The sequence below is a fragment of the Streptomyces barringtoniae genome (assembly GCF_020819595.1).
Taxonomy (GTDB): domain Bacteria; phylum Actinomycetota; class Actinomycetes; order Streptomycetales; family Streptomycetaceae; genus Streptomyces; species Streptomyces barringtoniae.
On record NZ_JAJHNP010000006.1, the window covers coordinates 458,819 to 481,130 of the forward strand.

Consider the following 22,312-nt stretch of genomic DNA (forward strand, 5'->3'; position numbering starts at 1 on the left):
GTAAACGCAGCGGGCAGGCCCGGAGTTCCAGAAAAACCCCGAACCTGCCCGTAGGGGACTACCCCGAGACAGCTCGCTGCGGCGTCCTGACGGTCACGCCGGGACGATGTTCACCAGCTTCGGCGCACGGACGATCACCTTGCGGATGCCCGCGCCGTCCAGCGCCGCGACGACCTTCTCGTCGGCCAGCGCCACCTTCTCCAGCTCCTCCTCGGAGATGGCCGGCGGCACCTCCAGGCGGGCCTTGACCTTGCCCTTGATCTGCACGACGCAGGTCACGGTCTCGTCCACGACGTACTCCGGGTCGGCGACCGGGAAGTCCTGGTGGACGACCGAGTCGGTGTGGCCCAGCTTGCGCCACAGCTCCTCGGCGACGTGCGGGGCCAGCGGGGCGACCATCAGCACCAGCGGCTCGGCCACCGAACGCGGCACCGCGGTGCCGGCCTTGGTCAGGTGGTTGTTCAGCTCGGTGACCTTGGCGATGGCGGTGTTGAAGCGCAGCCCCTCCAGGTCCTGGCGGACGCCGTCGATCGCCTTGTGCAGGGCGCGCAGGGTCTCCTCGTCGGGCTCGGCGTCGGTGACGGTGACCTCGCCGGTCGCCTCGTCGACGATGTTGCGCCACAGCCGCTGCAGCAGCCGGAACTGGCCGACCACCGCGCGCGTGTCCCACGGGCGGGAGACGTCCAGCGGACCCATGGCCATCTCGTACAGGCGCAGGGTGTCGGCGCCGTACTCGGCGCAGATCTCGTCCGGGGTCACGGCGTTCTTCAGGGACTTGCCCATCTTGCCCAGCAGACGGGTGACCTTCTCGCCCTGGTAGTAGTACGCGCCGTCGCGCTCCTCCACCTCGGCGGCCGGCACCGCGATGCCACGGCTGTCGCGGTAGACGTAGGCCTGGATCATGCCCTGGTTGAACAGCTTGTGGAACGGCTCGGCCGAGGACACGTGTCCCAGGTCGTACAGGACCTTGGACCAGAAGCGCGCGTACAGCAGGTGGAGCACGGCGTGCTCGGCGCCGCCGACGTACAGGTCGACACCGCCATGCGGCTGGCCCTCGCGCGGGCCCATCCAGTACTGCTCGATCTCGGGGTCGACCAGCTGCCGCTCGTTGTGCGGGTCCAGGTAGCGGAACTCGTACCAGCAGGAACCCGCCCAGTTGGGCATGGTGTTGGTCTCGCGGCGGTACTGCTTCGGCCCGTCGCCCAGGTCCAGGGTGACGTTGACCCACTCCTCGTTGCGCGACAGCGGGGTCTCGGGCTGGGTGTCGGCGTCGTCCGGGTCGAAGGTGCGCGGGCTGTAGTCCTCGACCTCGGGCAGCTCCAGCGGCAGCATCGACTCGGGCAGCGAGTGGGCGACGCCGTCCTCGTCGTAGACGATCGGGAAGGGCTCGCCCCAGTAGCGCTGGCGGCTGAACAGCCAGTCGCGCAGGCGGAAGTTGACGGTGCCCTCGCCGATGCCCTTGCCCTGCAGCCATTCGGTGATGCGGGACTTGGCCTCGACGACGCCCAGGCCGTCCAGGCTGACCTCGTCGCTCGCGGAGTTGACCAGCTTCGCCTCGTACGACACGAACGCGTCGTTCCAGGTCGTGGTGTCGGTGCCGCGGCCGTCGGTGGGCTCGACCACGCAGCGGATCGGCAGCTCGAAGGCGCGCGCGAAGGCGAAGTCACGGGTGTCGTGCGCCGGGACGGCCATGATCGCACCGGTGCCGTAGCCCATCAGGACGTAGTCGGCGATGAAGACGGGGATCTGCTCGCCGTTGACCGGGTTGGTCGCGAACGCGCCGGTGAAGACGCCGGTCTTGTCCTTGGCCTCGGCCTGGCGTTCGACGTCGGACTTCGAGGCGGCCTGCGCGCGGTAGGCGGCGACGGCCTCGGCCGGGGTGGCGTGTCCGCCGGTCCACACCTCGTGCGTGCCCTCGGGCCAGGCCTCGGGGGTGAACTTCTCCACCAGCGGGTGCTCGGGCGCCAGCACCATGTAGGTCGCGCCGAACAGGGTGTCCTGGCGGGTGGTGAAGATCGTGATGTGCTCGCCGTCGATGGGGAAGTCGACGCGGGCACCCTCGCTGCGGCCGATCCAGTTGCGCTGCTGCAGCTTGATGGCCTCGGGCCAGTCCAGCTGGTCCAGGTCCTCCAGCAGCCGGTCGGCGTAGGCGGTGATGCGCATGTTCCACTGGCGCAGCTTGGCCTTGAAGACCGGGTAGTTGCCGCGCTCGGAGCGGCCGTCCGCGGTGACTTCCTCGTTGGCCAGCACGGTGCCCAGTCCCGGGCACCAGTTGACGGGCGCCTCGGAGGCGTAGGCCAGGCGGTACTCGCCCAGGACGTCGGCGCGCTCGGAGGCGCTCAGCTCGTTCCACGCGCGCGTGGTGCCCGCGATCGCGCGCTCACCGGACTCGAACTGTGCGATCAGCTCGGAGATCGGCCGGGCCTTCTTCGCCTCGTCGTCGTACCACGAGTTGAAGATCTGCAGGAAGATCCACTGGGTCCACTTGTAGTAGTCCGGGTCGATCGTGGCGAAGGACCGGCGCTTGTCGTGACCCAGGCCCAGCCGGCGCAGCTGGACCTTCATGTTCTCGATGTTGGCCTCGGTGGACACGCGCGGGTGCGTGCCGGTCTGCACGGCGTACTGCTCGGCGGGCAGGCCGAAGGCGTCGAAGCCCAGGGTGTGCAGGACGTTGTGGCCGGTCATGCGCTGGAACCGGGCGAAGACGTCGGTGGCGATGTAGCCCAGCGGGTGACCGACGTGCAGACCCGCGCCCGAGGGGTAGGGGAACATGTCCATGATGAACTTCTTGGGCTTGGCGACCAGCTCGGGGTCGCCCGCCAGGTCGCCCTTGGGGTTCGGCGCCGCGTAGGTGCCCTCGGCGTCCCAGAAGTCCTGCCAGCGTGCCTCGATCTCGGCTGCCATGGCGGCCGTGTAGCGGTGCGGCGCGGCCACCTCGGCGGCGGCAGCGGGGTTCGTCTCGCTCATGATCCTCAAAGCTCCATCGATCGTCTTTGCCTGCGGAAACGAAAAATCCCCTCGCACAGGAGGGGACGCCGCGCCGATGCCGACCTCACGGGTTCGACCGGGGGTCGGTACTGATCAGCGCGGCCCGCTAAGCAGAAGGCGTACGGCACGCATGGCGTTAGGGTACCGCAGGCCTCGAGCGGGCGGCGACGGGCTTCAGCGGGCCGGCACACGCTTGAGCAAGCGGCGGCGCGCTTCCGTATCCCTTGTGGACATGCCAGGAACCGAGGGAAGAGGGAGCTGAATCAAGGTCAACAATTACTTCGCGTACCGTCCACTAAGGGACATCACCCCAGTCGCATTGTCCGTTGGTAACAACGCAATAACTCAAACCCCGTACTGATCGGTATGGCGCCACCTAGAGTTCGGCAGCGGGACCGCTTTCCCGAAACTGCTCGGAGTTGCCCCCATGAACCCTCGTCGTAGTACCCGCTCCCTCCCCAAACCGGGCCGCTCGGCCTATGGGGTGGCATCGGCCGTCGTCCTGCTGCTCATACCCGTGCTCGTACTGGCCGGAGGCAACCAGTTCCGCGACTTCCTGAACTTCGGCGCGGGCGTGTTGTCCCTGGTCTCGCTCAGTTGCTCGGTGATCTGGGGCCTGTTCGCGCAGGACCGGATCTTCCTGAACATCCGGCAGCGGATCGTCGGCCAGGCGGTGCACCGCACGCTCGGGGTCGCCTCGATCGCGTTCCTCCTGCTGCACATCACCACAAAGGTCGCCCTCGGCCACACGAAGGCGATCGCCGCGATCATCCCGTTCTCGCTCGGCGTCACCGGGATCGGCGGCCTGATCGGGCTGGGTTCGCTGGCGGGCCTGCTGATGATCTTCGTGGGCGTCACGGGCGCCCTGCGCAGCAATTTCGCCACCCCGGCCCCCGTCGCCGCCCGCTGGCGCGCCATGCACATGCTCGCCTACCCGGCCTGGTGCGCCGCGCTGATCCACGGGCTGTACGCGGGTCGCGCGGCCAAGCCGTTCTTCGTGATCTCCTACGGCCTGTCGCTGCTGGGCGTGATGGCCGCCCTGGCGCTGCGCGCCGCGCCGCGCCCGGTCAAGCGCAGGGTCGCCGACCGGCTGGTGGCGCTGTTCGGCAGCTCGGAGCGGCCGGGACTCGACGAGCTGGACGCGAGCCGTTCCCGGGTGGCCGAGCCGGCGCCGACGGGCTTCGAGGGCCGCCGTGAGCCCAGGGGGGCCGCCGCCCCTTCCGCGCCGCTGTACCAGTCCCCTGCCGCTCCCGCGCCGGAACCCGCGTCGGGCTTCGCGGCCGCCTACCGCGCCGTCTCCACGCCCGGCCGCTCCCGGCAGTCGTACGCCGCAGGCCAGACCGCCCGCACGGACCTGCCGCTGGACATGCAGGCCACGGAGGCCATGCCGCGCGTGGACGGCGGCTCCAGCACCTCGGGCAGCTGGCCGATCCCGTCCCCGCCGCCGGTCGGCGAGGCCCCGCCGTCCGCGTACGACCCGTTCCAGGACACCGGGCAGACCATTCCGGTCTACGGCAATTCGGGCACCGCTGGATACGGCGGAAGTGACATGTACGACACCGGTGAGACAAACGGCCTCTATGGCGCGTACAACGCCGGTGACACGTACAACAGCGGTCCCGCTACCGAAACGCTGCCCGGAGCGTCCTACGACACTCCGGGTTCGGGCGAACCTTGGAACATGCCGTCCGGAGGCTTTTAGTGAACGAGGCCCTGCCCGACGTCCCTGAAGTCCGCGTGGTCGGTCTTCCGCAGCTCACGTCGGGCTTCGACCTTGTGGAACGGCTCGACCTGCCCATGCACCTGAAGGTGCACGGGCCGCTCGACCCGCTCGGCGGCGAGCAGCTCGCGCAGCTCGCCGAACGCATCAACCTCAGGGGCCGCGGCGGCGCGGGCTTCCCCTTCCACAAGAAGCTGCGCTCGGTCGCCGAGTCGGCGATCAAGCGCGGCGTGCGGCCGGTCGTCGTGGTCAACGGCAGCGAGGACGAACCGGCCTGCCGCAAGGACACGGTGCTGATCAACCGCGCCCCGCACCTGATCCTCGACGGCGCGCTGCTGTGCGCCGAGGCGCTCGGCGCGCGGACGCTCGTGATCGGTGTCACCCGCGAGTCCACGCAGCGCTCCATGGAGGCCGCGCTCGCCGAACGCGGGCTGAGCAACAGCCGTAGATCGGCGCTACGCGCGTGGGTGCAGCGCAACCCGGTACGGATGGTCACCGGTGCCGCCGCCTCGCTGATCCGCTCGGTCGACGGCGGCCCGGCGATTCCGCCCGGCCGCAAGATCAGCGCCTCGCAGAGCGGCGTCGGCGGCGCGCCCACGCTGCTGTCCAACGCGGAGACGTTCGCGCAGCTGGCCATCGCCGCCCGCATCGGCCCCGAGCGCTACGGCAACACAGGCCTGTACGACGAGCCGGGCACCGTCATGCTCACCGTGTCCGGCGCGGTCGCCCGCCCCATGGTGATCGAGGTGCCCACGGGCGTGCCGCTGCGCTACGTGCTGCAGCTGGCGGGTGCCCCGCCGGTGCCGCAGGGCGTGCTGACCGGCGGCTATCACGGCAAGTGGATCGACGCGGCGACCGTCAACGAGGCGATCGTCTCGCGCAACTCGCTGGACGCGGTGGGCGGTTCGCTGGGCGCGGGCGCGATCCTGCCGATCAGCCAGGAGACCTGCCCGCTCGGCGAGTCGCTGCGGGTGGCGCAGTGGCTGGCCGAGGAGAGCGCCGGACAGTGCGGCCCCTGCTACCTCGGACTGCCCGCCGCCGCGCGCGGCATGGAGGACATCCTCAACGGCGGGGGGCCGGCCGCCCTGGAGGCGCTGAAGCAGGTCGCGAAGAACGTCAAGCGCCGCGGCGCGTGTTCGCATCCGGACGGCTCGGCGATGTTCCTGGAGTCGACCATCAAGGCGTTCACCGACGACCTGGCCGCGCACGTCCTCGGAAACGGCTGCGGACGGCCCGTGGAGGGCGTTCTGCCGCTCTTCGAGGGGGGCAGGGCCCCGACGGGCATCCCGGGTGGCGGAGAGCCCGAGGAGACCGGCGCCAGCCGCCAGAAGATCTACGTCGACTGGACGCTGTGCCGGGGTCACGGACTGTGCGCCGACATCCTCCCGGAGGTGTTCGAACTCGGCGCCGACGGCTTCCCGACCGTCGCCCAGGCGCAGGTGCCGCGGTACGCGGAGGCGAAGGCGCTGCGCGCGGTGCGACGCTGTCCGGCGCTCGCCCTGCGCATCGAGGAGGACACGCGCGGGCAGGCACCGTCCCGCAACCTGCCGGTCGTCTCCCAGGGCCGCGGCCGGCGCGCTCTCGGCCGCTGAGACACGAAGGGGCGGTCACCCGGGCCGGGTGGCCGCCCCTTCGTTCGGCTGCGGCTCCCGGCAACACAACACGACGAAGGCGGACCATCCTCGGGATGATCCGCCTTCGACTTCTGTGGAGCTAAGGAGAATTGAACTCCTGACCTCCTGCATGCCATGCAGGCGCTCTACCAACTGAGCTATAGCCCCTTGTTTTGTTGTTTCGCCCGGTTCCCCCGGCGACGACGTAAACATTACAGGTCCGCGAGGCGCAGCGCCAAATCGGTTTCCGCTTCACATCGATACGGTCGCTAATGTCTGCTTTTGTGACCCTGATCGCGTCGTCCGCAGCCCACCGCCGGGTGCCGGTCGGGCTGGGTGTGTGCCTGGCCTCCTTCGCGGTGTTCCTCGGCGCCCAGCGGGCCGCGCACGTGTCGATGATCGATCTGATGGTGTACCGGGCCGAGGGCGCCACCGTGCGCGACGGCGGTGACCTGTACGCGCTGCGGGCGACGGCCGCCCAGCTGCCCACCACCTACCCGCCGTTCGCCGCCCTGCTCTTCACGCCGCTGACCCTGCTGGACACCGCGCCGCTGCGCGTACTGGCGACGGCGGCGAACCTCGCGCTGCTGGTGGTCTTCGTACGGCTGTCGCTGAAACTCGTCGGCCACGCGCGCGTGGATGCCGTCTGGTGGGTGACGGCGCCGGCCGTCTGGTGCGAGCCGGTGTGGACGACGCTGCGCTACGGCCAGATCAATCTGCTGCTGGCCGTCCTGGTGCTGTGGGACCTGACCCGCCGCCCCACCGGCCGGTACGACCGCTGGACGGGAGCGGGCCTGGGGCTGGCCGCGGCGGTCAAACTGACGCCCGCGCTGTTCCCGGTATTCCTGCTCGTGACGGGTGTCGCGGCCCGCCTGCGGGGCAGGGACGCGACGCCGTGGTTACGGCAGCGCGCGGGGCAGCCGTCGTGTTCGCCGCTGCGACTTCGCTGGCGGCGGCCGTCCTGCCGTGCGACTCCTGGCGGTTCTGGACGTACGCGGTGTTCCGCGCGGGCCGGGTCGGCGATGCCGAGGACGCCGCCAACCAGGCCCTGCGCGGCGTTCTGGCGCGCGTTCTGCACACGCCGGGCCCGGGAGCCGTCTGGGCCGCCTCTGCGGCCGTCCTGGCCGCTCTGGGCCTCGCGGCCGCCGTGGCGGCGGAGTTGCGCGGGCGGCGGGAGCGGGCGGTGTGCGCCTGCGCGGTCACCGCGCTGCTGATCAGCCCGGTGTCGTGGACGCACCACTGGGTGTGGTGTGTGCCACTCGTACTGCGGCTGTGGGCACGCGGACACAGGGCGGCGGCCACGGGCACGCTGCTGGTCTTCTGCTCGTACGCCCCCTGGTGGGTACCGCACGGAACCGGGCGGCCCGAACTGCACCAGGAGGCCGTGGAGTTGATGCTTTCGTCCCTCTACCCGGCAACCGGTGCGCTGCTCCTCCTGCCGGCCCGGGCACGGCTACCGGAACGCGACGGCGGGTGCGCCCGGTATCAGGCGGTCACGAAGGAGTAGAACCGCTTGAGTGTGCAGTGCTCTTCGAGAAGACGGCCGTAGATCGGCTCGCCCTCCAATTCCCGGTACGTCTCGATCGGGTCGCCTTTTATGATCAGCGCCCGCGCGCATTCCTCGCACCAGTACTGGTAGTCGGGATTGATCGGCTCCATGTCGCGGACAATCGGCGTACCGCTCCCACACCAGTCGCACTTTCGCCTGTGTGCACCCATCGATCAGCTCCAGCTGTGGCCGCAGGCCGTGCACACGTAGGAGATTCCGCCGTTGTCGCCGAGAACTTGGGCCACATGCGCGGAACCACAGGAAGGGCAGCTCAGCCGGGTGGTCGTGTCCCGTATCAACGCCGCACCGAGGAGGTGGCCGACCTCCCCAAGGATGCTCGCAGGCATCGCTACTCCCTCCCGTCGGGCCGCGCCCCCTTCCGGCCGTTTGATTCTGCCACGGCCGGAGCAATACGGTCAGCGACGCCTCAGTACCAGTCCGGACACAGCCCCCGGCCACGGCCGCCGAGGCCGACGTCCAGGCGCACACACGAGAACGCCTCCGCACAGGTATACGAGCGCAGAACGCGGAGTGACTCAACCCGGTCCAGTACCAGTGTGCCGAAAAACGCCACGCCGATCAGCTGACCGGACCGTACGGGCAGTGGTCGGGGGTCACTGTCAGTGGCGGGTGCTTCACTGATCGCAGGATCCCGTCACCCCGCGGCGGGCGGCATGCACAACAGAAGATCCCGCCCCTCGAGGGGACGGGATCTTCATCACCGATCTTTGACAACTCAACAGAGTGTCGATCAGTGGAGCTAAGGAGAATTGAACTCCTGACCTCCTGCATGCCATGCAGGCGCTCTACCAACTGAGCTATAGCCCCTGGCGTTCTTCCCGCTCGGCGGGGCGAACAAGAAGAACTTTAGCCTGTGACCTGCCAGAAAGTGAAATCCGGGGTCCGCGAGCCTCCTGAGGCTCAGTCGTCGTCCCCGAGCACGGGCTCCGGGAGGGTGCCGGCGTTGTGCTCCAGCAGACGCCAGCCGCGGGCGCCCTGACCCAGCACGGACCAGCAGCAGTTGGAGAGGCCGCCGAGGCTCTCCCAGTGCCCGGCCTCCAGACCGAGCAGCCGGCCGATGGTGGTACGGATGGTGCCGCCGTGGCTGACGACGACGAGGGTGCCGTCCTCCGGCAGCTTCTCGACGTGCCGCAGGACGACGGGTGCGGCGCGGTCGGCGACCTCGGTCTCCAGTTCGCCGCCGCCGCGGCGGACCGCCTCGCCGCGCTTCCAGGCGGCGTACTCCTCGCCGTGGCGGGCGATGATCTCCTCGTGCGTCAGCCCCTGCCAGACGCCCGCGTAGGTCTCGCGCAGGCCTTCCTCGCGGGTGATGTCGAGGCCGGTGAGGGCGGCCAGCTCGGCGGCCGTGTCCGCCGCCCGCTGCAGGTCCGAGGAGACGATCGCGTCCGGACCCAGGGAGGCCAGCAGCCGGGCGGCGCGGCGGGCCTGGCCGATGCCGGTCTCGGTCAGCGCGACGTCCGTGCTGCCCTGGAAGCGGCGCTCGACGTTCCAGGCGGTCTGGCCGTGCCGCCACAGGATGATCCGGCGGCCGCGGGTCTTGCGGTCGGTCACCTCGCCGGTGGCGCTCATCACCACTCCCCGCCCGGCTCCTGCTCGGCCTCGGCGGCCTGCAGCTTCGCGTGCTCCTCCGCCTTGCCGCGGGTGGCCTTGGCGTCGGCGGGCAGCTCGAGCTCGGGGCAGTCCTTCCACAGCCGCTCCAGGGCGTAGAAGACGCGCTCCTCGCTGTGCTGGACGTGCACGACGATGTCGACGTAGTCGAGCAGGATCCAGCGGGACTCGCGGTCGCCCTCGCGGCGCACCGGCTTGGCGCCGAGCTCCTTCAGCAGGCGCTCCTCGATCTCGTCGACGATGGCCCTGACCTGGCGGTCGTTCGGCGCGGACGCCAGCAGGAAGGCGTCCGTGATCGACAGCACGTCGCTCACGTCGTAGGCGATGACGTCGTGGGCGAGCTTGTCGGCCGCCGCCTGGGCGGCGGTGTTGATGAGCTCAAGAGAACGGTCGGTGGCGGTCACTACGAAGCTTTCGGTCGGCGGTCACTGGACCTCAAGGGTCTCACGGACCGCCCGGCGCACCCCACGTGATTACGGTGGCACGTGGGGTGCCCGGGACCCGGTCACGAGCCGGCGGGCTTGTAGTCCCCTCCGAGGACGACCGAGATGTCGGCGCCGGAGGAGACGCTTCCCTTGGCCACGGAGCCTGCGGGCAGGCCGAGTGTCTTGGCGACCTCGGCGGCGTCCGACTTGTGGGAGGCGTCCGAGTAGACCACCTTCGAGGTGGGCTGCGCGCCGGAGGCGGTGCCGCCCTCCAGGAAGGTGAAGCCGCCGTTGAGGAGCACCACGCGGGCCTTCTCCGTGTCGTCCTTCACACCGGTTGCGTTCTGCACCGAGACCCGGACCGCGGAGCCGGCGTCGGGGCTCTTGGCGGTGCCGCCGAGGATGTCCTTCACCACGCTGTCGCTGGTCTTCGCGCTCAGGGTGCCGTCGGGCTGCACGGGCAGCAGGGCGGTCTTGTAGTCGCCGCTCTTGGCGAGGTCGGCGAGCTTGGCGAGGAAGGTGCCGAGGTCCTTGTCGGTGAGCGGCGGGTCGAGGATCTGCGCAAGGGTCTGCACCGTGGTGGTGGCCGCCGACGGGTCGGAGGACATCTTGCGCAGCACACCCTGCATGACCTGGCCGAACCGCTCCAGCTGGGCGTCCTGGGTCTCGCCGGGGGCACGGTAGGTGGCGTAGGCGACGGCCATCTTGCCGCTGAGGGTCTGGTCGCCGCCCTTGTGGACGAGCGGCTCGGCGCCCTTCTTGGCGCCCGGGTCGGGCACGTCGGTGTTGGTGTCGATGTCGATGTTGCCGACCAGGTCGACGAGGTTCTGCAGGTAGGGGGTGTCCAGGCGCCAGGTGGCCTGGATGCCGGTGCCGAGGACGGTGCCGAGCTGGTCGCGGGTGCCGGAGGCGCCGTCGTCGTCCACCGACTTGGCGAGGGTGGTGGTGGAGCCGTCGTCGGCGCTCAGGGCGAGGGAGTTGGGCAGCAGCACGGTGCTGCCCTGCTTGGTGGTGGTGTTGTCGACCAGCAGCACCGTGGAGGTGCCGCCCTTGCCGGTGTTGTGCAGGTGGACGACGATCACATCGCGTTTCTGGGCACTGACCGGGGTGGCCGCTCCGGGCTTGGAGCCGGAGGAGGACAGGACGGGCAGTTTTCCGGCGTACCAGAGGTAGCCGACGCCTCCGACGGCCACGAGCGCGAGGACGACGAGGAGGGCGACGACCCGGCTGCGGGCGCGGCGGCGGGCCTCCTCACGGCGCTCGGTGCGGTTCTCGGTGAACTTCAGCCAGTCGATGACGTCCCCGGAGTCGCCGTCCGGCTCCTCCACGAACGCGAACTGCTCGGTGTGGTAGTCCCGTTCACCGTCGTCGTGCGGCCCTTCGGGCTGCGCCGGGATGTGCGGGCCGCCCACGGGGCCCGCCTGCTGCGGGATGTGGGCGGTCTGCTCGGTGACCCGGGGCTGCTGCCCGCTGCTCGCGGCCTGCCCGTAGGGGTCGTAGCCGGCGGGGTGCTGGGTGCCGGTGCCGTAGGGGTCGTACGGGGCCTGGGAGCCGTAGGGATCGTGCGCGGGTGCGGGCCGGCCGGTGTCGTAGGGGGGCACCGGCGGCTGCTGGCCGGTGCCGTACGGGTCGTAGCCATAGCCCTGCTGCTGGGCGTACGGGTCGTAGGTCGCCTGCTGAGCCTGCTGCTGTGCGGGCACCTGCCGGTACATGGGCCGGCCGTGCTCGTCGTAGCCGACGATTTCGTACGGGCCGGCGCCGTAGCCGCCTTCGCCCGCGTCGTATCGGTCGTTCACCGGTGCCCCTCTCGGCTCACTCGCCGCGGTACAGCTCGCGCTTGTCGATGTAGCGCACGACTCCGTCCGGCACCATGTACCAGATGGGTTCTCCCTTGGCGACTCTCGCACGGCAGTCCGTGGAGGAGATCGCGAGCGCCGGCACCTCGACGAGCGAGACTCCGCCCTCCGGCAGGCCGGGGTCGGTCAGGTGGTGACCGGGCCGGGTCACGCCGACGAAGTGCGCCAGGGAGAACAGCTCCTCGCTGTCCCGCCAGGTCAGCAGCTGTGCGAGGGCGTCGGCGCCGGTGATGAAGAACAGGTCCGTGTCGGGGTTGAGCGCGCGGAGGTCGCGCAGGGTGTCCACGGTGTAGGTGGGGCCGCCGCGGTCGATGTCGATGCGGCTGACGGAGAACTGCGGGTTCTCGGCGGTGGCGATGACCGTCATCAGATAGCGGTCCTCGGCCGGGGAGACCTTGCGGTGGGACTTCTGCCACGGCTCGCCGGTGGGCACGAACACCACCTCGTCGAGCTGGAACTGCACGGCGACCTCGCTGGCCGCCACCAGGTGCCCGTGGTGGATCGGGTCGAAGGTTCCGCCCATGACGCCGAGGCGGCGCTTGCCCGTGTGGGCGGGGCCGCCGAACGGCCGGTACTGCGGGTGCTCGACCGTGTCGTCGGCGGTCTCGTACGCCGGGCCGGTAGGCATGTCCTGCTCTCCCATGCGTGCAGACCCTACCGGCCCGGCCTTGGGTGTCCGGCCGGGGACGGGGTCCCCGCTCAGCGGTCGCGGTTGAAACGGGTGGTGATCCACAGCAGGAGCAGCAGGATGGCGAGCGCGCTGCCGCCGGTGACCGCCGGGTTGAGGCTGTTGTGGTGGCCGCCCTCGGCTTCGGCGAGGGTGACCAGCTGGGCTGCGGCGCTGTGAAGGCTCATCTTCGGCAGGACCTAACGCGTGTGGGCGGGATAAAGATGTCGGCTCATCGTATGCGGGCACCCCGGCGGCGATCACGCCGACTCTGCCGTTCGGGCCGCGCGGGGAACTTATCCGAGCCGTCAGTCGTCTTTCCGCTTGTAGCCGCTCAACAGGAACCAGGCGGTCAGTGCACAGCCCAGGATCATCACGACCAGGACGATACGGAGCAGATTGCCCGACGAGCCGTGCTGTTGGACGGCGCTGGTGGCGGCCTCGGTCAGCCGGGCGGCTGCGGGGTGGTGCTCCATGAGTGGACTCCTTCGGCTGTACTGCCCGTCCACGGTATCTCCGCCTAGGCTGGGCTCCGCTTCGGGGGCACAGCGGCACTCATACGCACATGGGGGATGACATGTCCGACGACGGCCAGCAGCAGACGGGGCACGAGCGGGTACCGAGCAGGCAGCGCAGGCGCTTCCCGGGGATCTCCTCGCGTGCCTATGAGCATCCGGCCGACCGCTCGGCCCTGGTCGCGCTGCGCAAGCTGAGCGGATTCGACACCGTCTTCAAGGCGCTCAGCGGGCTGCTGCCCGAGCGGAGCCTGAGACTGCTGTTCCTGTCCGACTCGGTGCGCGTCTCCGAGCGGCAGTTCCAGCATCTGCACGACATGCTGCTGGACGCCTCTTACATCCTGGACCTGGAGAAGGTCCCGCCCATGTACGTCAACCAGGACCCGCAGCCGAACGCGATGTGCATCGGTCTGGACGAGCCGATCATCGTGGTCACCACGGGGCTCGTGGAGCTCCTCGACGAGGAGGAGATGCGTGCGGTCGTCGGGCACGAGGTGGGGCACGCGCTGTCCGGGCACTCGGTGTACCGCACGATCCTGCTGTTCCTGACCACCCTCGCGCTGAGGGTTGCCTGGATCCCGCTGGGCAACCTCGCGGTCATGGCGCTCGTGACGGCGCTGCGGGAGTGGTTCCGCAAGTCGGAGCTGTCCGCCGACCGGGCGGGGCTGCTGGTGGGGCAGGACGTCCAGGCCTCGATGCGCGGCCTGATGAAGATCGCGGGCGGCAACCATCTGCACGAGATGAACGTGGACGCGTTCCTGGAGCAGGCGGAGGAGTACGAGTCGGGGGGCGACCTGCGCGACTCCGTGCTGAAGATCCTGAACGTGCTGCCCCGCTCCCACCCCTTCGCCACGATCCGTGCGGCCGAGCTGAAGAAGTGGGCCGAGTCCCGGGACTTCCAGCGGATCATGGACGGTCACTACCCGCGGCGCGACGAGGACAAGGACACCTCGGTCAGCGACTCCTTCCGCGAGTCGGCGGCCAGCTACGCGAGCGATGTGAAGACCTCCAAGGACCCACTGATGAAGCTGGTCACGGACCTCGCCGGCGGCGCGGGCGACCTGGGCGGCCGGGTCCGCCGCGGCTTCGACGGCTTCCGCAGCCCGCCGCCGGCGAAGGGGGGCCCGACGGACGCTCCGGCCGAGGGGTGACGTCACCCCTCCGCAAGGGCACCGGACTGCTGTCCGCCTCCGCGAGGGCACCCGGGCTCCTGTCCACCTGCTGCAAGGCCGGCACGGCCGCTCACACCGTCGGCTGAGCCCGAGCGGCCAGCGTCCCGCACAGGGCCGCAGGGCTGTCCGTCTCGTAGGGGTCGGTGCCCGCGGGCCCGCCGGTGCGGGCGGTCTGACCGGCCAGGAGGGGGCGGAAGTAGGCCGTGGAGTCCTCGGCGCAGGCGAGGGGACCCGCCTGGACGTACGACGTGACCAGCTGGACCTGGTGGGTGCGCAGGTCGTCGCGGGTGAAGCGGAAGGTCAGCTCGCGGCGGACGGTGAAGAGGGACACCGGTGCGTTCGCCGCGGCGCCGGTGGGGCGCAGGGCGTAGACGAAGGTGTGGTCGGCGGTGACCTCCAGCATGCCCGAGTCGGCCTCGATGACCTGCAGGTCGCCCTGGACACGGATCCGGTCGTCGGCGAGCTGGGCGCGGGAGGGGTCGATGCGGACCAGCCAGCCGGTGGGGGCGTGCCGGCCGTCCGCGGCGGGGTGGTCGAAGCTCTGGTCGAACTGCTCGAGCTGGTCGGCGTCGAGGAGGGACCGGGCGGGGCCGACCTGGCGGCCGGTGAGCACCTCGGGGTAGAGCGAGGAGCGGACGATGTAGTCCTTGGCCGCGGTGAGCGCGGTCACCACCTGGCTGTCGGAGAAGTGGGCGGTGCTGCGGGAGGCCGGCAGGGGTATGCCCTCGGCGCCGACGTCGTACGGGGCGGCGGGGCTGTGCGCGTACAGGTACTCGGCGTCGGCGGTGCCGGGCACCTTGCCCGTCGGGGCGAGCGGGATGACCGTCATCCGCAGGGGCTCGACGGGGCGCCGGGTCTCCTGGGAGCCGTAGGGGTGGCGGACGCCCATGTAGATCGCGGTGCCGAAGGCGACGGCGATCAGCAGGACGAGGATCAGGGCCTGCCGGGTGAGTCCGCGGTGCAGGGGCGGCCGGCGGCGCACGGCGGGCGCGTGGTCGGCCATCCGCTCCTCGGCGGAGTACTCCTGGAGGCGGGCAGCGCGGACGAACGACTCGTCGAAGACGACGGATCGGTACTCGTCCTCTCCACCTCCGGGGCCGCCCTCGGGTGTGCCCTCCGGTGGGTCTCCAGGCCCGCCCATACTTTCAGGGTAGGTCGCGTGGGCCTCGGGTAAACGCCCTGCTACACGACAACTTCTGACAGGTGCTCACCAAGAACGGGGGCGGAAGTTCAGGGCGAGCGCGGGATGGCCGAGGCGGCGGGCTGGGAGGTGTCGGCGGAGACCGAGGGCGCGGCGGCGCTGCCCTGCTCCAGGCCGGTCGGGGCGGGCGGGGGGACCCCGTCACGGGTGCCTGCGGAGCCGCCCCGGTAGACGGCGGCAAAGGCCAGGGCGACCACGCCGATGCCCATCACGACGGCCAGCAGCCAGGCCACGGGGCGGTGCCAGCGGATCTGCCTGCCGTATCCCCCGAAGTGGCGGTCGCCGAGGACGTAGGTGTCCTCCGGCTCGTCGTCGTCCGGATCTTGGCCGAAATCGGTCCCCTCGGGGCCGTAGGCGTCGTCGTAGTGCTCGCCTCGGGCGTGGGCACGGCGGGCCTCCGCCTCGGAGGCCTCGGCTCTGGCCTGTGCGGCGGCCAGGAGGCGCTCGACGGCGGTCGGCTCATGGACCGTGGCCGCCCGTACGAAGGCCTCGTCGAAGACCACGGAGGCGAACTCTTCGTCCGACACCCCGTGGTCGTGGTCGTCGTCGGGCTCCCAGCCGTCAGGGAACGGCGTGCCCCCCACGTCCTCCGGCACGCATCCAGAGTAGACCTGGGGGGTCAATTTGGGCAGACGGTATGGAAATTCGTCTGACTGGTGAGACGACGTTTCGGCCGCCCGCCGCGACGGGCGGACGTGCGGCCGAGCGGGCGGGTCTCAGGGGCGCACGTGGCCGTCACCGGTGACGATGTACTTGGTGCTGGTCAGCTCCGGCAGCCCCATCGGGCCGCGGGCGTGCAGCTTCTGGGTGGAGATGCCGATCTCGGCGCCGAAGCCGAACTGGCCGCCGTCGGTGAAGCGGGTGGAGGCGTTCACGGCGACGGTGGTGGAGTCGACCAGCTGGGTGAAGCGGCGGGCGGCCTGCTGGGAGGTGGTGACGATCGCCTCGGTGTGGCCGGAGGTCCACAACCGGATGTGCTCGACGGCCTTGTCCAGCGAGTCCACCACGGCGGCGGCGATGTCGTACGAGAGGTACTCGGTCTCCCAGTCCTCGGCCACGGCCTCCACGACCGTCGCCTTGGAGTCCTTGGCGTAGGCCATCACCCGCTCGTCGGCGTGCACGGTGACGCCGGCCTCGGCGAGGGCGTCGAGGGCGCGCGGCAGGAATTCGGGGGCGATGTCCTGGTGGACTAGGAGGGTCTCGGCGGCGTTGCAGACGCTGACCCGCTGGGCTTTGGAGTTGATCAGGATGTCGATGGCCATGTCGATGTCGGCGTGGGCGTCGACGTAGACATGGCAGTTGCCGGTCCCGGTCTCGATGACGGGGACGATGGACTCGCTCACCACGGTCTGGATGAGGGAGGCGCCGCCCCGCGGGATCAGTACGTCGACGAGGCCCCGGGCGCGCATCAGCTCGCGCACGCTCTCGCGGCTCTCACCGGGCACCAGCTGGACGGCGTCGGCGGGCAGCCCGGAGCCGCCGACGGCGTCGCGGATGACGCGGACGAGGGCGGTGTTGGACTCGTAGGCGGAGGCTGAGCCGCGCAGCAGGACGGCGTTGCCGGACTTCAGGCAGAGGGCGGCGGCGTCGACGGTGACGTTCGGGCGGGCCTCGTAGATGATGCCGACGACACCGAGCGGGACGCGGACCTGGCGCAGGTCGATGCCGTTGGGGAGGGTCGAGCCGCGGACGATCTCGCCGACCGGGTCGGGCAGCTTCGCCACGTCACGGACGTCGGAGGCGATGGCGCGGACCCGCTCGGGGGTGAGGGTGAGCCGGTCGACGATGGCCTCGCTGGTGCCGTTCTCCCGGGCCTTGGCGATGTCCTTGGCGTTGGCCTCGACGATCTCGCTGGTCCGGACCTCGAGGGCGTCGGCGATGGCGAGCAGCGCGTCGTCCTTCGCGGCCCGCGGGAGCGGCGCGAGGTCGGCGGCGGCTGCCTTGGCCCGGTAGGCGGCCTGGGTGACCGGGGACATCGAGTCGTACGGCGAGAGCGTGGTCATGAGGGAAGGGTAGTGCGCCGGGCGGGTCGCACACCGCTCATCCCAAACCCCGAGACAGGGCCCAAACCCCGAGATACACCTCAGGGGGACTCAAAGGTGATCAAGGCGGATCAAAAGGGATGGACTCCCACCGGTGTGGCGGGCGGCGGGCCGTAGCCCTCGGCGATGCGCTGGTGGTAGGTCTCGCGGTCGATGACCTCCAGGCCGACGATCTCCCACGGGGGCAGTCCGGCGGTCTGCCGGTGCTCGCCCCACAGGCGCAGGGCGACGGCGGCGGCGTCATGCAGGTCGCGGGCCTCCTCCCAGTACCGGATCTCTGCGTGGTCGCTCGCGTACCGGCTGGTCAGCAGGAAGGGGTGGTCGTGAGCCAGCTGCTCCAGCGCCCGCCGTAGATCGGTGAGGGGGACGTCCGGCCCGGCGACGCTGAGGGTGACGTGCCAGAGCCGGGGCAGGTCCTTGGGCTCCTCATAGGTGTCGCCGGCCGCGACGCTCGTCAGGGCACCGCGGGTGGCCACCCCAGCGCGCACTCGTCTCACGACGGCCTCCTTCACCCACTGCTCGGGAACGTCTCTCTCCAGACAAAGTTGAGCAGGCCCTACGGCACCGCGGGGCGGTTTTACGGAACGTCCCCCACCGGGGGCTGTCGTTACGTCCCGTTTTACGTGTGCAGGAGCACCAGGTCGTCCCTGTGTACGACCTCGCGTTCGTACGCGGAGCCGAGTTCCCGGGCCAGTTCGCGGGTCGAACGCCCGATCAGCCTGGGGATCTCCTTGGCGTCGAAGTTGACGAGCCCGCGGGCCACCGCACGGCCTGCCGTGTCACGCAGCTCGACGGGGTCGCCGGCGCTGAACTCGCCCTCCACGGCGGCGATTCCGGCGGGCAGCAGCGACTTGCGCCGCTTCACGACGGCGTCCACCGCGCCGTCGTCCAGGGTCAGCGCCCCTTGCGGGGTGGAGGCGTGCTGGAGCCACAGCAGCCGGTCGGCCGAGCGCTTGCCGGTGGGGTGGAAGTAGGTGCCGGTGTCGCCGCCGCTCAAGGCGTCCGCCGCGTGCACGGCGCTGGTGAGGACCACGGGGATGCCGGCCGCGGCCGCGATCCGGGCGGCCTCGACCTTGGTGACCATGCCGCCGGTACCGACGCCGGCCTTGCCGGCGCTGCCGATCTCGACGCCCGCCAGGTCCTCCGGGCCCTTCACTTCCGCTATCCGCGAGGTGCCGGGCTTGCTGGGGTCGCCGTCGTAGACGCCGTCGATGTCGGAGAGGAGGACGAGCAGGTCGGCGTGGACGAGGTGGGCGACGAGGGCGGCGAGGCGGTCGTTGTCGCCGAAACGGATCTCGTCGGTGGCGACCGTGTCGTTCTCGTTGACGATCGGGAAGGCGCCCATCGCGAGCAGCTTGTCGAGGGTGCGGGAGGCGTTGCGGTGGTGGACGCGGCGGCTCATGTCGTCGGAGGTGAGCAGGACTTGGCCGACACGGACGCCGTAGCGGGCGAAGGAGGCGGTGTAGCGGGCGACGAGCAGTCCCTGGCCGACGCTGGCGGCGGCCTGCTGCCGGGCCAGGTCCCTGGGACGGCGGCGCAGGCCGAGCGGGGCGAGGCCGGCGGCGATGGCGCCGGAGGAGACGAGGACGATCTCCCGCTCGCCACCACTGCGGATCTTGGCGAGCACGTCGACGAGTGCGTCGACGCGGTCGGCGTCGAGGCCGCCCGCGGCGGTGGTCAGCGAGGAGGACCCCACCTTGACGACGATCCTGCGGGCCTCGTGTACGGCCTGCCTTGCGCTTGCCACTCTGCCGTCCGTCCCCTCACCCGGTCTTCTGCCCACATCGCAATCTACGCGAACGGGTGCGGGTGGTGCGCTCGCGTCCGGTGGGCGGACGGCATCCCATGGCCGCTCGGCGGGGCGGGCAGAACGGGGCGACGTCTCCTCCCTGACCCAGCAGATAGCCAAATCGCGCACATGACCGCCATATTGGCCTTTTCCGGCCGATTCACGTGATCCGTCTGCTTTAATTACCGGTCAGTAAACCAGCCGGCACCCCCTTGGCGCGGCATGTCTTATTTGCACACCAAAGGTGCGGACATTGGCGCTTTTCTCTTTTCCATTCCAGGGGGGCTTTCGTTCTGATTCGCCAACGGCGCCATGCCACCGCGGACTCCCCCGCGCCCACCCAGTACACCAATCGGCTCGCGGTGCGCTACAGGGTGAACGGCGCCACCGCCTGTACAACCTCGCCTCGTTCAAGGCGGGCGGCCCCGGACCACCCTCGCCGACGTCGCCCAGCCGGCGGACCTCCAGCCCGGCTGCACCGACACCTTCCAGGGCTTCGCGACAGTACAAGGACGTTCTGGCCCGAAAAGGACAGTTGAGACTTGGGTGAGTCTTGCCACAGCCCGGTTGACCAGGAACGGAGGGGCCGTAGTAAGAGCGGCCCCGGAGTCGCGTTAGGGTAGGCTTAAACCAACCTTAACCTAGCACTCCTTGTGCCTCTCGCCTCCCGCCGCAGGTCAGCAGCGGGAGGCGGTTGACTCTGACCGACAGCCCAGGAGCTCCAAGCATGCCCCTCGCGAATGGAAGCACTTCGCCGAAAATAAGCGTGGTCGTCCCCGTTTATAAAGTTCAGGGGTATCTGCGCGCGTGCTTGGACTCCATTCTCTCCCAGTCCTTCGAGGACTTCGAGATCGTCGCCATCGACGACCACTCTCCCGACTCCTGCGGGCGCATACTCGACGAATACGCCGCACTGGACGATCGCGTCATACCCGTGCACTTCGAGGAGAACCGGGGCATCGGAAAGGCACGGGACGCCGGTGCGCTGAAGGCCCGCGGCGAGTACATCCTGTTCCTCGACAGTGACGACACCCTCGCCGACGGCGCACTGCAGGCGATAGCCGACCGCCTCGAGGCCACGGACAACCCGGACATCCTGCTGCTCAACCACGTCCGCACCTACTGGAACAACCGGGTCCAGGCGAGCGCTGCCGGCGAGATGCTCGCCGAGGCCGGCACGGACGTCTTCACGGCGCTGGAGCGGCCCGAGTACCTCAACATGTTCGCCGTGGTGTGGAACCGCGCCTACCGCCGCGAGTTCTACGTCGACGACCACAACTTCACCTTCACCGACGGCATCTACGAGGATGCCCTCATGGTCTACAAGACCATGCTGACCGCCGAGCGCATCGCCGCCACCGACCACGTCTGCGTCGAGTACCGCCAGCGCCGCCAGGGCAACTCCATGCGCACGCCCGGCCGCAAGCACTTCGGGATCTTCGAGCAGTACGCGCGCCTCTTCGAGTTCCTCGACGAGCGCCCCCACCTGGAGCCGGTCCGGGCCCTGCTGTTCGAGCGCGCGGCCAGCCACTACCTGTTCACCCTGGCCCGCGAGGACCGCATCGTCCCCAAGGACCGCGCGGAGTTCTTCAAGCTCTCGGCCGCCAACTACAAGCGCTTCAAGCCCAAGGGCTTCGTCGTTCCGGAGGGCACGCAGGGCACCAGGTTCCAGCTGCTGGAGCGCGGCTCCTACACGGCGTACGCGGCGGTGATGGCCGCCAGCAACACCCGGCGCCAGGTGATCCAGCGGGCCGCCAAGGTCAAGACCAAGCTCGGCAAGACCGCCTACAACCGCCTGTACCAGCTGCACCTGCGCCGCCCCGTCGACGAGAACCTCGCGGTCTACGCCGCCTACTGGAACCGGGGTGTGGCCTGCAACCCGGCGGCCGTGTACCACAAGGCCAAGGAGCTGGCCCCGAACGTCCACGGCGTCTGGATCGTCAAGAAGGACGCGGTGGACACCGTCCCCGAGGGAATCGACTACGTGGTCGCCAACTCGCCGCGCTACTGGGAGGTCATGGCCCGGGCCAAGTACCTCATCAACAACGTCAACTTCCCGAACAACTTCGTGAAGCGGCCGGAACAGGTCCACCTGCAGACCCACCACGGCACCCCCCTCAAGCAGATGGGCATCGACCAGCAGAGGTTCCCGGCGGCCGCCAAGAACATGAGCTTCGCCAAGATGCTGGAGCGGGCGGACAAGTGGGACCTCAGCCTCACCTCCAACCAGCACTCCACCGAGATCTGGGAGCGGGTCTACCCCTGCGCCTTCGAGGCGGTCGAGTACGGCTACCCGCGCAACGACGTCTACTTCCGCAGCACCGCCGAGGACGTCCAGCGGATCCGGCGTGAGCTCGGCATCGAGGAGGGCAAGACCGCCATCCTCTACTGCCCGACCGTGCGCGACTACCAGAAGGGCTATGTGCCCCGCATCGACCTGGAGCGCTTCTGCCGCGAACTCGGGCCCGACCACGTGGTCCTGGTCCGCACCCACTACTTCTACGGTGCCGACCCCCGGCTGGAGGCCCTTCAGGAGCGCGGGCTGATCAAGGACGTGTCGAAGTACCCGGTGGTGGAGGACCTCTGCCTGGCCGCCGACGCGCTGATCACCGACTACTCGTCCATCATGTTCGACTACGCGTGCCTGGACCGCCCGATCGTCACCTACGCGGACGACTGGGAGGTCTACCGCAAGGCCCGCGGTGTCTACTTCGACATCCTCTCCGGCCGGCCGGGCGAGACCCCCGGCGCGACCGCCACCTCCGAGGACGAGCTGATCTCGGTCTTCCGCTCCGGCGCCTGGAACAGCGACGAGGCCGCCGAGCTGCGGGCCGCGTTCCGGAAGCGGTTCGTGCAGTTCGACGACGGGAACGCGGCGGAGCGCGTGGTGCGCCGTCTCTTCCTGGGCGAGGAGCCCGCCCCCGCGGTGCTGCCCTTGGCCGAGCGGACCCCGGCGCCCGCGCCGGCCGCCATCGCCATGGCGCACATCCCGCGGCAGCCGACCGGTGAGCGCGGTCTGATCGGCGCCTGACATGGACAACAAGAAGGACGAGCACCCCATGGTTCCCCGCCCCGCCCTGCGCAAGGCCGTCATTCCCGCGGCGGGCCTCGGTACCCGGTTCCTGCCGGCGACCAAGGCCACTCCG

At 70.1% G+C, this 22,312-nt stretch carries 18 protein-coding genes, 2 tRNA genes and 1 pseudogene; 5 read left to right on the forward strand and 16 right to left on the reverse strand.

Annotation, left to right across the window (positions count from 1 at the left end):
* Nucleotides 1-93: 93 nt before the first annotated feature.
* Nucleotides 94-2,967, reverse strand: coding sequence for a leucine--tRNA ligase (gene leuS, locus LMU33_RS13680; protein ID WP_228620448.1), 2,874 nt, complete (start codon nt 2,965-2,967; stop codon nt 94-96).
* Between the two features lie 448 nt (nt 2,968-3,415).
* Between leuS and LMU33_RS13685 the strand changes: the two genes are divergently transcribed.
* Complete coding sequence (locus LMU33_RS13685) at nt 3,416-4,690, forward strand: cytochrome b/b6 domain-containing protein (protein ID WP_228620450.1); 1,275 nt, start codon at nt 3,416-3,418, stop codon at nt 4,688-4,690.
* A complete protein-coding gene (locus LMU33_RS13690; RefSeq protein ID WP_208900905.1) occupies nt 4,690-6,300 on the forward strand; it encodes an NADH-quinone oxidoreductase subunit NuoF family protein in 1,611 nt (536 codons plus the stop codon). Before LMU33_RS13685 ends, LMU33_RS13690 begins: the two co-directional genes overlap by 1 nt.
* A gap of 116 nt (nt 6,301-6,416) precedes the next feature.
* Here the strand turns inward: LMU33_RS13690 and LMU33_RS13695 are convergent.
* Nucleotides 6,417-6,489: transfer RNA gene (locus tag LMU33_RS13695), tRNA-Ala, on the reverse strand.
* 116 nt (nt 6,490-6,605) lie between these two features.
* Here LMU33_RS13695 and LMU33_RS41955 point away from each other — a divergent pair.
* Nucleotides 6,606-7,828 (forward strand): annotated as a pseudogene (locus LMU33_RS41955) (glycosyltransferase 87 family protein).
* On the opposite strand, the gene LMU33_RS13705 reads toward LMU33_RS41955, so the two are convergent.
* The 9 genes from LMU33_RS13705 to LMU33_RS13745 form a co-directional block, all read right to left on the reverse strand.
* The gene (locus LMU33_RS13705) at nt 7,807-8,040 is read right to left on the reverse strand and encodes a hypothetical protein (protein WP_006136074.1); all 234 of its coding nucleotides are present in this window, start codon (nt 8,038-8,040) and stop codon (nt 7,807-7,809) included. The pseudogene LMU33_RS41955 and the gene LMU33_RS13705 overlap by 22 nt on opposite strands.
* 3 nt (nt 8,041-8,043) lie before the next feature.
* Nucleotides 8,044-8,217, reverse strand: a complete 174-nt coding sequence (locus LMU33_RS13710) for a hypothetical protein (RefSeq protein WP_107121669.1) — start codon at nt 8,215-8,217, stop codon at nt 8,044-8,046.
* A gap of 408 nt (nt 8,218-8,625) precedes the next feature.
* Nucleotides 8,626-8,698, reverse strand: a tRNA-Ala gene (locus LMU33_RS13715).
* A 93-nt stretch (nt 8,699-8,791) separates the two neighbouring features.
* Nucleotides 8,792-9,460, reverse strand: coding sequence for a histidine phosphatase family protein (locus LMU33_RS13720; RefSeq protein ID WP_228620451.1), 669 nt, complete (start codon nt 9,458-9,460; stop codon nt 8,792-8,794).
* A complete protein-coding gene (gene rsfS / locus LMU33_RS13725; RefSeq protein ID WP_228620453.1) occupies nt 9,460-9,903 on the reverse strand; it encodes a ribosome silencing factor in 444 nt (147 codons plus the stop codon). The genes LMU33_RS13720 and rsfS overlap by 1 nt, the downstream gene beginning before the upstream one ends.
* Nucleotides 9,904-10,004: 101 nt before the next feature.
* Entirely contained in the window at nt 10,005-11,720 is a 1,716-nt protein-coding gene (locus LMU33_RS13730) for an LCP family protein (protein WP_228620455.1), read from the reverse strand.
* Between the two features lie 16 nt (nt 11,721-11,736).
* Nucleotides 11,737-12,423 (reverse strand): nicotinate-nucleotide adenylyltransferase, encoded by a 687-nt coding sequence (gene nadD, locus LMU33_RS13735; RefSeq protein ID WP_228620457.1) that lies wholly within the window; start codon nt 12,421-12,423, stop codon nt 11,737-11,739.
* A 56-nt stretch (nt 12,424-12,479) separates the two neighbouring features.
* A complete protein-coding gene (locus LMU33_RS13740) occupies nt 12,480-12,635 on the reverse strand; it encodes a hypothetical protein (RefSeq protein WP_194293880.1) in 156 nt (51 codons plus the stop codon).
* A gap of 120 nt (nt 12,636-12,755) precedes the next feature.
* A complete protein-coding gene (locus tag LMU33_RS13745; RefSeq protein WP_228620459.1) occupies nt 12,756-12,923 on the reverse strand; it encodes a hypothetical protein in 168 nt (55 codons plus the stop codon).
* A gap of 101 nt (nt 12,924-13,024) precedes the next feature.
* On the opposite strand from LMU33_RS13745, the gene LMU33_RS13750 reads away from it, so the two are divergent.
* Nucleotides 13,025-14,113 carry a M48 family metallopeptidase gene (locus tag LMU33_RS13750; protein WP_228620461.1) on the forward strand — a complete coding sequence of 363 codons (1,089 nt, stop codon included), beginning with the start codon at nt 13,025-13,027 and terminating at the stop codon, nt 14,111-14,113.
* 91 nt (nt 14,114-14,204) lie between these two features.
* On the opposite strand, the gene LMU33_RS13755 is transcribed toward LMU33_RS13750, so the two are convergent.
* The 5 genes from LMU33_RS13755 to proB form a co-directional block, all read right to left on the reverse strand.
* Nucleotides 14,205-15,275, reverse strand: a complete 1,071-nt coding sequence (locus tag LMU33_RS13755) for an SCO2583 family membrane protein (RefSeq protein ID WP_228620463.1) — start codon at nt 15,273-15,275, stop codon at nt 14,205-14,207.
* 89 nt (nt 15,276-15,364) lie between these two features.
* The gene (locus LMU33_RS13760) at nt 15,365-15,931 is read right to left on the reverse strand and encodes an SCO2584 family spore wall biosynthesis protein (RefSeq protein ID WP_443728966.1); all 567 of its coding nucleotides are present in this window, start codon (nt 15,929-15,931) and stop codon (nt 15,365-15,367) included.
* Nucleotides 15,932-16,051: 120 nt separating this feature from the next.
* The gene (locus LMU33_RS13765; RefSeq protein WP_228620467.1) at nt 16,052-17,338 is read right to left on the reverse strand and encodes a glutamate-5-semialdehyde dehydrogenase; all 1,287 of its coding nucleotides are present in this window, start codon (nt 17,336-17,338) and stop codon (nt 16,052-16,054) included.
* A gap of 110 nt (nt 17,339-17,448) precedes the next feature.
* Nucleotides 17,449-17,874, reverse strand: coding sequence for a DUF8830 family protein (locus LMU33_RS13770; RefSeq protein WP_228620469.1), 426 nt, complete (start codon nt 17,872-17,874; stop codon nt 17,449-17,451).
* A 122-nt stretch (nt 17,875-17,996) separates the two neighbouring features.
* Entirely contained in the window at nt 17,997-19,124 is a 1,128-nt protein-coding gene (gene proB, locus LMU33_RS13775; RefSeq protein WP_228620471.1) for a glutamate 5-kinase, read from the reverse strand.
* A gap of 769 nt (nt 19,125-19,893) precedes the next feature.
* Between proB and LMU33_RS13780 the strand changes: the two genes are divergently transcribed.
* The gene (locus tag LMU33_RS13780) at nt 19,894-22,197 is read left to right on the forward strand and encodes a bifunctional glycosyltransferase/CDP-glycerol:glycerophosphate glycerophosphotransferase (protein WP_228620473.1); all 2,304 of its coding nucleotides are present in this window, start codon (nt 19,894-19,896) and stop codon (nt 22,195-22,197) included.
* Nucleotides 22,198-22,312: the final 115 nt, after the last annotated feature.